This is a genomic window from Gemmiger formicilis, from assembly GCF_016901605.1.
Lineage (GTDB): Bacteria > Bacillota > Clostridia > Oscillospirales > Ruminococcaceae > Gemmiger > Gemmiger formicilis_B.
In genome coordinates this window covers 1-8115 of sequence record NZ_JACJKP010000140.1, presented here as the reverse complement: position 1 = coordinate 8115, position 8115 = coordinate 1, and the positions used below count along the sequence as shown (strand labels likewise).

The following is an 8115-nucleotide window of genomic DNA, read 5'->3' as shown; positions in this document are numbered from 1 at the left end:
GGCGTTGCCGCCTTTGATTTACGCCCGGGTCACGGCCGATGGCGTAGAACGCTTTTAACACGAATTGAATGAAAAAACTCCCGGTCGCCGCGTGTATCGCACGGTGACCGGGAGTTTATTATTTTGTTTTGCGGTGCTGCAGCCAAAAGACCTTCCATTTGCCGTAGCCGTTCGGTTTATCCGTGGCAAATTCTTCGGTCAATACATAACGTTTGCGAAGTCCGTCGAACTGTAAAGCATTTCCGCTTTCCTGCACATCGGTAAGAGTACGCGGCAAAGCGGTACGCTGACTTTCAAATTCCGGCTCTTTATCCCAAAGGATGTTGCCGTCGGCATCAAAACCATGAGCCCAGACGCTGAATACCAGGCAGGCGGCTTCGCCGTAACAATAGCGTTCAAAGCGGATGCGGCCATCCAGGTAAAATAGCAGGCAGTCACGGAAATGGGTTTCCAGTTCCTTTTCGTAACGGCGCCCACAGGCGGAACCGGCAAAATCAGCAGCGTTGGCGGTCATAACAGAATCCTCCCCAATGGATTATGGCTCTATTATATCGCCGGGAGGAAACTTTGGCAACCGGCAGAGGTTCAGCTTTTTACATCCCGGTGGGTCAACAACAATTGAGCCAACAGAAAAAATGCCACAAGCCAGAGAAAACAGGAAACCACAAAGGGGAGATAACTGCCGGCAAGCAGATCCTCACTTTTGTTGGAATTCATGCCATATTGCATCAGTGCGTAGGGCCAATAGAGCCCACGGCTGCGGCTGGCAGCCAGCATACCGACAATGCCACCAAACAATCCAATGAAAATGGGGACCGCAAAGCTGCGAATAATCATGGAAAGAATCAGCTGAAGAGCCACCACGCTCAATCCGCCAAGCATGCCACGCAAAAGGTAGAAAAATGTTTCCGGAGGTGGCCAGCCAGGCAGAGAAGCAAAAACTTTGCCGCACAGAAAATACAGAAAAAAGATGAATAACTGGGTCAGCAGCACCAGCTTGATGACCACTACAAACTTGGCGAAAAATAAAGCCAACGGGCGGACGGGGGAAGCCATGATCAGATTCCAGTTGTGGCCAAGATGTTCAAGCCGCCACAGATAAGCGGCATAGATGGCGACCATAGCCGGAAAAAAGAATAGTGAATAGAACAATGTATGCTGTGTCCAAAGGCTATACCAGGATTTTGTCAAAAGTTCCAGATTCTGCAGATAATTGAACGTACCGTACCCGGCCGAAATCACAGGCAACAGAAAGAACATGATCCAAATCGGGGAAGCATGCAGTTTTCGGTTTTCGGCCTGTATGCAGCGGTATAACATGAATCACACCTCCTTTTGGCGAATGGCACGCCAGGTAAAAGAGAAGAAGAAAATTGCCAATGCGGCGCACCATATCAACAGCGGATAATTGAAAGACCGAATCCCGTACACGACGATCCGGGTATCGGGGTCCCAAGAAGCCAGAATATAGCTGTTAAGGGGAATATAGTACCCCCAGGGGACGAAATATCCGACAATCGGCGGCATAAAACCCGAAAATAGACCCACCAGCGCACCGGTAATCCCGACACATAAGGCCGGCAGAGGATTGGCCAGTAAAATAGTCAGGAGCATTTCAGAGAAGAAAAGCATCAGGCTGACAGTACAGGTACATAGGAAATAGTACAAAATCTGTTCTACAGGCGGGAAATCCTGGTACCCGTACCATGATCCAAGCCCTAAGGCACCAGCCAGTTCCAGAATAGTAATCAGAATAACTTCGCCAATTCCCAACAGGGCTTTGGCAGTAAATAAACTGCGACGGCTTTGGAGTGTATACAGCAGCTTTGGAAAATTGCCTTTGATTTCCACATCCCAAAGGCGGCTGGCCAGCATAGCCATACCCACCGGCATCAAAACGGTGTTCATCATGGGTAATGCATAAAACAGTGCGTGAAAGGCATCGTCCAGATTTTCGGTACTATCGGGAGCAGCGTATCCTGCCCATACCAGGGTTGCCGTGGGAATCAGCAGACAAGCGAGAAGGTCGTGACGTCGTTTGGCTTTTTGCAGTTCGGCACGCAGACTTCGCAGCATTTACGACACCCCCTTGGCATCGGTCAGGCTCAAAAAGATCTCTTCCAACGATTTGGTATGCCGCGTTAGTTCTACAATGCCTGCACCACTGTCGGCAAGCGTCTGAACCAGTCCTGCCACCAGTTCATCGCGCAGTGGTGGCAGGGTGAGAAGATCCTCTTTGAGCTGTGCCGAAATACCGTTGTTCCGCAATACAGGCAGGGCCTTTTGTGGGTGCAGCACCCGCAAAGTAAGGCTGCCGCGGCTGTGCCGTTGCAATTCCCGCAGTGAACCTTCAAAAAGCATTTTCCCTTGATTGATGATTCCTACCTGTGTTACCAGTTGCTCCATTTCACCCAGCAGATGGCTGGATACCAGAACAGTCGCGCCGGTAGTTTCGGGCATATCGGCAAGCAAAGAACGCATCTCCTGTATGCCGGCAGGGTCCAGACCGTTGGTGGGTTCATCCAGAATCAGCAGTTTGGGATCTCCCATCAACGCCATGGCAATACCCAGCCGCTGCTTCATACCAAGGGAATATTGGCCGACTTTCCGGTTTCGGTCACCGGTCAGGTGTACGATTTCCAGTACACGGGCAATATCCTTGTGGGGGATACCTTTCAGGTCTGCCACGATCTGCAGATTTTCCTGGGCACTCAGGTGCAGATAACCCGACGGCGATTCAATAAGACTGCCAGTCTGGCGCAACAGCGGTAATCTGTTTTTCGCGGTCAATTCCTGCCCCAGCAGGAATACCTGCCCGGCGCTGGGATGGATAAGGCCTAACAGCATTTTCATGGTGGTGCTTTTGCCGGCACCGTTGGGACCGATAAATCCATATACACATCCCTCCGGAACGTGCAGTTGGATATGGTCTACGGCCAGATGCTTGCCGTACGCTTTACACAGCGCGTTGGTTTCAATCACGGTTTGCATGGTGTTCGCTCCTTTTTTGTTGATTTTGAGAACACCTGTATTTTACCGTCCCCAGCTTAAAGCAAGAGAAAGGCAGGCTTAATTTTGCCTTAAGAATCAGGCAGCGACATGACAGCTGCAGGGCGGATGCGTTATAATACAAAAGAGGTGGAAAACATGCAAACAATCTATGATGCACGGTTGCTGCTGGTGGACGATACTCCGGAGTTGCTGGATTTACTGTGTGAACATCTGCGGGCAGCCGGCTACCGGTATATTACAACAGCGATTGATTGCCGGACTGCGCGGGAGGCTTTTGCACAACAACAGCCGGAACTGATGATTCTGGATATCAATCTTCCCGATGGTGATGGGTTTGCATTGTTTCGGCAATTACGAGCCCAAGCCGATGTACCGGCACTATTCCTTTCGGCCCGGGATGCAGATGCGGACCGGTTGTTTGGATTGGGATTGGGGGCAGATGATTATCTGACCAAACCGTTTTTAATGCAGGAACTTTTGCTGCGGGTACAACACATTTTGCAGCGTGCTTACCGGATGGAATTGCAGCGGGGGACAGCTGGACATCTGCAGCTGGGACAACGCACGGTGGAATTGGCGGATGCTCTGGTTCGAATGCCGGATGGTACAACACAATCCTTGACGGCCACAGAGCGGTCGCTTTTGCAGAAATTGGCGGAAAATCGGGGACACATCATTACCTACGATGCTCTGTATGAGGCTGTGTGGGGGCAGGATTACTATGGCTGTGAAAACAGCTTGAACGTACACATGCGCCATCTGCGAGAAAAAATTGAGGAAAATGCCAGCAACCCCCGTTGGCTGGTGACGGTGCGGGGCATCGGTTATAAACTGGCGGGGGAGGAGCCAAAATGAAAACCTTTATGCGATTGATCCGGCGCTATGTATTGCTGGCGGTAGGATTGTCGCTGCTGCTTATTGTACTGGCGCTGGCGTTTATCGTCTGGCTTGGTGTTCGTTTCGGTGTGGTCTGGCAAAATCAATTTCGTTACTCCTACGTGGAAATCGCTGACCACTTGCAGCAAAACGCTGCGGGAGAGTTCTTTTTTGATGAAAGAGATACCGTCTACTGGATGGACGGCTATGAATGGGCTATGGTGCTGGATGATGACGGGAAAGTGGTCTGGCAGTATCAACTTCCGCAGGAACTGCACCGGCAATACACAGCGTCGGAGATTGCAGTCTTTTCTCGATGGTATCTGGACGATTATCCGGTGTTCTGCCAGGTGCGTGATTATGGTCTGTTGGTTTTGGGATTGCCTAAAGACAGTGTGTGGAAATATAATTTCTGGACGTATCCGGATCTGATCGAGTGGATTTTTTACAGGGGAAGCACCTTGATATTAGGGGTATTGTTACTGATTCTGATGTTGTGTCTTCTGTTCAGCTGGAGAGGCGCCAAGTCCCTGAGAGTAGTGGCTGACGGGTTGGATGCTTTGGCAGAAGGACGGACGGTACAACTTACAGCAAAGGGATTTGCCGGCGAACTGGCCGAAAAGCTCAATCAGACCAGCGCGCAAATCCAATATCGAAACGAGATCATTCAACGGAGAGATAATGCCCGCACGCAATGGATTGCGGGTGTCAGCCACGATATCCGAACACCGCTGTCTTTGATTCTTGGCTGGGCGGAGCAACTGCAGCGGGACATTTCTTTGCCGGAAAATGCCCACCATAAAGCTGCAGGAATCCAGGCGCAAAGCGAAAAAATCCGGGCGTTGGTGGAAGACCTGAACCTGACCAGCAAGCTGCAATACGGGGCACAACCTTTGCGCTGCGAACCGGTCCATGCCGGGCCGCTGCTGCGACGCCTGGTGGCAGACTTTTGCAATGGTCCGCTGGTGGCGCAATGCCAGGTGGAATTGGAGGTGGTGTCGTCGGCAGAAACGGCAGAACTGCATGCAGATACAGCACTGATGGCACGGGTATTTGAAAACATCCTGGGGAACAGTGTACGCCACAATTCCGGTCCTGTCTGTTGTATGGTGACAGCGGAAGTTCAGGGAAAGCAGCTTTTAGTGACTTTTACCGATAACGGTGCCGGGTTCCCGCCTGCTGTTCTTGCGGTGCTGCATGGTGAAACGCCAGAGGATACCGCGCCTCATATTCTGGGGTTGCATGTGGTGGAACAAATTTTGCATGCACACGGTGGCAGTGCGGAATTTTCCCAAAACAAGCCGCGGGGCAGCAAAGTGGTGCTTTGTTTGCCGATTGCATTATAAAAAATCCCGTCTGCTTCGACAGGCGGGATTTTTGCAATAATTCTCTTATAAGGGGCGACGTCGGATTTCTACCGGACATTCGTTCTCGTTGAAAAAGGTCAGGCTGTCAGCGCTTTGCGGCAACAGTAGCGCAAAGGGGGCTTGGCTGTCCAATGAAATCTGCTCCATATTGACACTACCGTTCGATTCAATTCGTTCTATTCCGGCAAGATTCATGGAAACATAAGCGAACAGGCCGGTTCCTTCCAGAGGGATCACGTCCACTTCGTTGGATAGCCCCTGAATGGTTCCGTGAATATCTGCCACCGAGTAACTGCCACGGAAGAAATAACCGAACGAGGGGCCTGGCCTGTTTATGTATACAGAAACTCCATAAGTGTTCTGCTCGGGCGGGTAGAAAAGATAAACGGCAGCCTTATCGGTAACATCCCCTGTAACGATCCAGTTGCCGGGAATATGCTGGGAAGAACGTAGGTCTTCTTCCAGCCGAAAGCGTGGTACGCCGATACAACCGTTCGCAGCCAAAAAGACGGCTGCGCAGGCCAGAAACATCAGCAAAACAGTACCGGCCAGACGGTATGTGACGAAAATTCTCACGGCGTAATCACCTCGTCAGAGTTTCAGGAAAGGATTCGCGCAAGTAATGGCATCAATTGAGCGGTGTTTTCTTGGAACTGCGGGTAAAAGTCATCCCCCAATTCGTACTCCAGATATAAAGCTTTGTGGATACGCCGGGCTGCCGCAGCAAAATGCGGGTGTTCCCGACCACCGGCCGCCAGCAGCTGGTCAGAAATTTGGGTACAAACAACCGTCCAGCGGGCATCAATGCCCGTGCGGTCCGGAATGGCGGCGTCGTCCAGATATTGCCGCAGTGTACGCTCCCGCACACATACGCCGCACAAGGGCAATTGCGCGTGGTATTCTACTTTGGCGTTTACCGGGTCGATACTCTGTCCCAGTGGATACAATGCGCAGGCCAATGGGCGTGCATCATGGATAGTACAGGCGTTTCCCTCAAAGAAGCGGCAATGACCGGTTTGCGGGTCCGGCGTCAAGCACAGTGCAGGCAAACAGCTTTGAGGAGCAATATATTCCTTGCAAAATGCATGCGCCACAATGCGTGGTGACAGATGCAGCCTCCGTGCGATGCGATACAGATCATAACCTGAAAGGACCAGATCGTTCCGATGACGACAGCAATCGCCGCATCCGGCACAGACAAAAGGAAATGAATCATCCAAAGCCAGGGAAGGGCCAAAGTTCCATGTTTCGGAAGCGCGGCCCGGTTCTACCCTCACAGCCGGACCTCGCAGGGATTATCCCTTCCGGCTGCAAAATCGGCTACAGCTTCAAAGGCGCTCTGTACCATACTGGCGACATTTACATCGGTATAAAAAGCGGTGTGAGGGCTGATGATCACATTGGGGAAGCTGCGCAGCAGGTTCAGTTCCCGGTTGGGCAGGGCTTCGCCGGCACGGTTATAGTAGCAAATGCCGTTTTCATCTTCTACTACGTCCAGCCCGGCGCCGCCCAATTTGCCGCTTTCCAGCCCGTGAATCAGGGCATCCGGATCGATGAGGGTGCCACGGGCGGTATTGATCAGAATGGCTCCGTTTTTCATCTTTTCGATGGCTGTTTCGTCAATCAGGTGATAATTTTCCGCGGTGGCGTTCAAGTGCAGTGTGATTACATCGCTTTGTGCGTACAATTCTTCCAGGCTCACATACTGTGCATAAGTCCGAACTTCATCAGAAGGGTACAGGTCATAAGCCAGAATTTTGCAGCCGAATCCGGCCAAATGGCGGATCACGGTACTGCCGATCTTGCCGGTGCCGATAACGCCCACTGTGCAGTTGCTCAGGTCTTTTCCCATTTTTCCGGGAAGGGAATAATCCTGTGCGGCAGCCCGCAGCATGATTTGATTCATTTTGCGGGTGGACATCAACATAAGCATAATGGTGTAGTTGGCAACGCCTTCCGGCGGATAATGGCTGTGACTTACCCGCAGCCCCAACTGCTTGGCGGTATCCAGAGGAATATGGTCATAGCCAATGCTGCGGCAGGGCAGGTATTTTACTCCCATTTGGGCAAAGGCTTCCAGATATTCGGGGCGGATCTCACAAGGGTTGGTACTTACAGCATCACACCCTTCGGCCAGGCAGAGGTTTTCGGGAGAGGGGACTTCTTCTGTCCATTTATAGTCGATACCATATTTTTCGCGGTTGGATTCACAGTACTGCAATTCGTCAAAAGGCCGCAGCGCATAAAAAAGAATCTTCATGCAAAGTCATCTCCTGTATTATTGCAAAGTGTAATTGAAAATTTCTGCCAGCCAATCTGTACAAAGATCTACCCAGGCGGAAGCATGGGGATTGGGGGTGTTTACTTCTTTGGTGCAGGTGCTGGAACCATGAACACCATGGGGGAACAGGTGCAGTTCATAAGGTACGTGGTGGTCGGTCAAAGCCTGCGCCAGCAGAAGAGAGTTCTGCACCGGTACGGTGGCGTCGTCTACGGTGTGCCAGATGAAAAACGGAGGCAGATCTTCCTGCACGTGGTTTTCCAAGCTAAAAGTTGCACGCAAATCGTTATCGGAACCAGCCAGATTGTCAAAAGACCCCTGGTGAGCAAAAATTCCGGAACTGACAACCGGATACGACAGGATTACCGCATCAGGCCGCGCTTCTTCGCCATGAATTCCCAATGCGCTGCGGATCGGTTCGGCATCCCACAAAATGGCAGTCGCTCCTGCCAGATGCCCGCCGGCAGAAAAACCGCAAACCGCTACCTTGAACGGGTCTACCCGCAGGCGGGCCGCATTGCGGCGCAGGTGCAGGATGGCTCCGGCAGCATCGATCATAGGCTGCCAACGCAGCGGCGC

10 protein-coding genes are annotated in these 8115 nt (G+C 51.8%); 2 read left to right on the top strand and 8 right to left on the bottom strand.

The window, feature by feature from the left end:
- Positions 1-118: 118 nt before the first annotated feature.
- The 4 genes from H6B10_RS10775 to H6B10_RS10760 all read right to left on the bottom strand — a co-directional run bounded on the left by H6B10_RS10775 (position 119) and on the right by H6B10_RS10760 (position 2991).
- Positions 119-514 (bottom strand): hypothetical protein, encoded by a 396-nt coding sequence (locus H6B10_RS10775; RefSeq protein WP_204651611.1) that lies wholly within the window; start codon positions 512-514, stop codon positions 119-121.
- 71 nt (positions 515-585) lie between these two features.
- Positions 586-1320 (bottom strand): ABC transporter permease, encoded by a 735-nt coding sequence (locus tag H6B10_RS10770; protein ID WP_204651610.1) that lies wholly within the window; start codon positions 1318-1320, stop codon positions 586-588.
- 3 nt (positions 1321-1323) lie between these two features.
- Positions 1324-2076, bottom strand: coding sequence for an ABC transporter permease (locus H6B10_RS10765; RefSeq protein WP_204651609.1), 753 nt, complete (start codon positions 2074-2076; stop codon positions 1324-1326).
- Entirely contained in the window at positions 2077-2991 is a 915-nt protein-coding gene (locus H6B10_RS10760; protein WP_204651608.1) for an ABC transporter ATP-binding protein, read from the bottom strand.
- 156 nt (positions 2992-3147) lie between these two features.
- Between H6B10_RS10760 and H6B10_RS10755 the strand changes: the two genes are divergently transcribed.
- Both H6B10_RS10755 and H6B10_RS10750 read left to right on the top strand, forming a co-directional pair.
- Entirely contained in the window at positions 3148-3867 is a 720-nt protein-coding gene (locus H6B10_RS10755; protein WP_204651607.1) for a response regulator transcription factor, read from the top strand.
- Positions 3864-5234, top strand: a complete 1371-nt coding sequence (locus tag H6B10_RS10750) for a sensor histidine kinase (protein WP_204651606.1) — start codon at positions 3864-3866, stop codon at positions 5232-5234. Before H6B10_RS10755 ends, H6B10_RS10750 begins: the two co-directional genes overlap by 4 nt.
- 45 nt (positions 5235-5279) lie before the next feature.
- Here the strand turns inward: H6B10_RS10750 and H6B10_RS10745 are convergent, their stop codons facing one another.
- From H6B10_RS10745 to H6B10_RS10730, 4 genes are all read right to left on the bottom strand, one after another.
- On the bottom strand, positions 5280-5831 hold the full coding sequence (locus H6B10_RS10745) for a hypothetical protein (RefSeq protein WP_204651605.1): 552 nt from the start codon (positions 5829-5831) through the stop codon (positions 5280-5282).
- A gap of 23 nt (positions 5832-5854) precedes the next feature.
- Positions 5855-6532 carry a YkgJ family cysteine cluster protein gene (locus H6B10_RS18725; protein ID WP_204651604.1) on the bottom strand — a complete coding sequence of 226 codons (678 nt, stop codon included), beginning with the start codon at positions 6530-6532 and terminating at the stop codon, positions 5855-5857.
- Positions 6529-7515, bottom strand: a complete 987-nt coding sequence (locus tag H6B10_RS10735; protein ID WP_204651603.1) for a D-isomer specific 2-hydroxyacid dehydrogenase family protein — start codon at positions 7513-7515, stop codon at positions 6529-6531. Before H6B10_RS10735 ends, H6B10_RS18725 begins: the two co-directional genes overlap by 4 nt.
- Positions 7516-7533: 18 nt before the next feature.
- A partial coding sequence (locus H6B10_RS10730; RefSeq protein WP_204651602.1) for an alpha/beta hydrolase occupies positions 7534-8115 on the bottom strand: 582 nt, incomplete at its 5' end.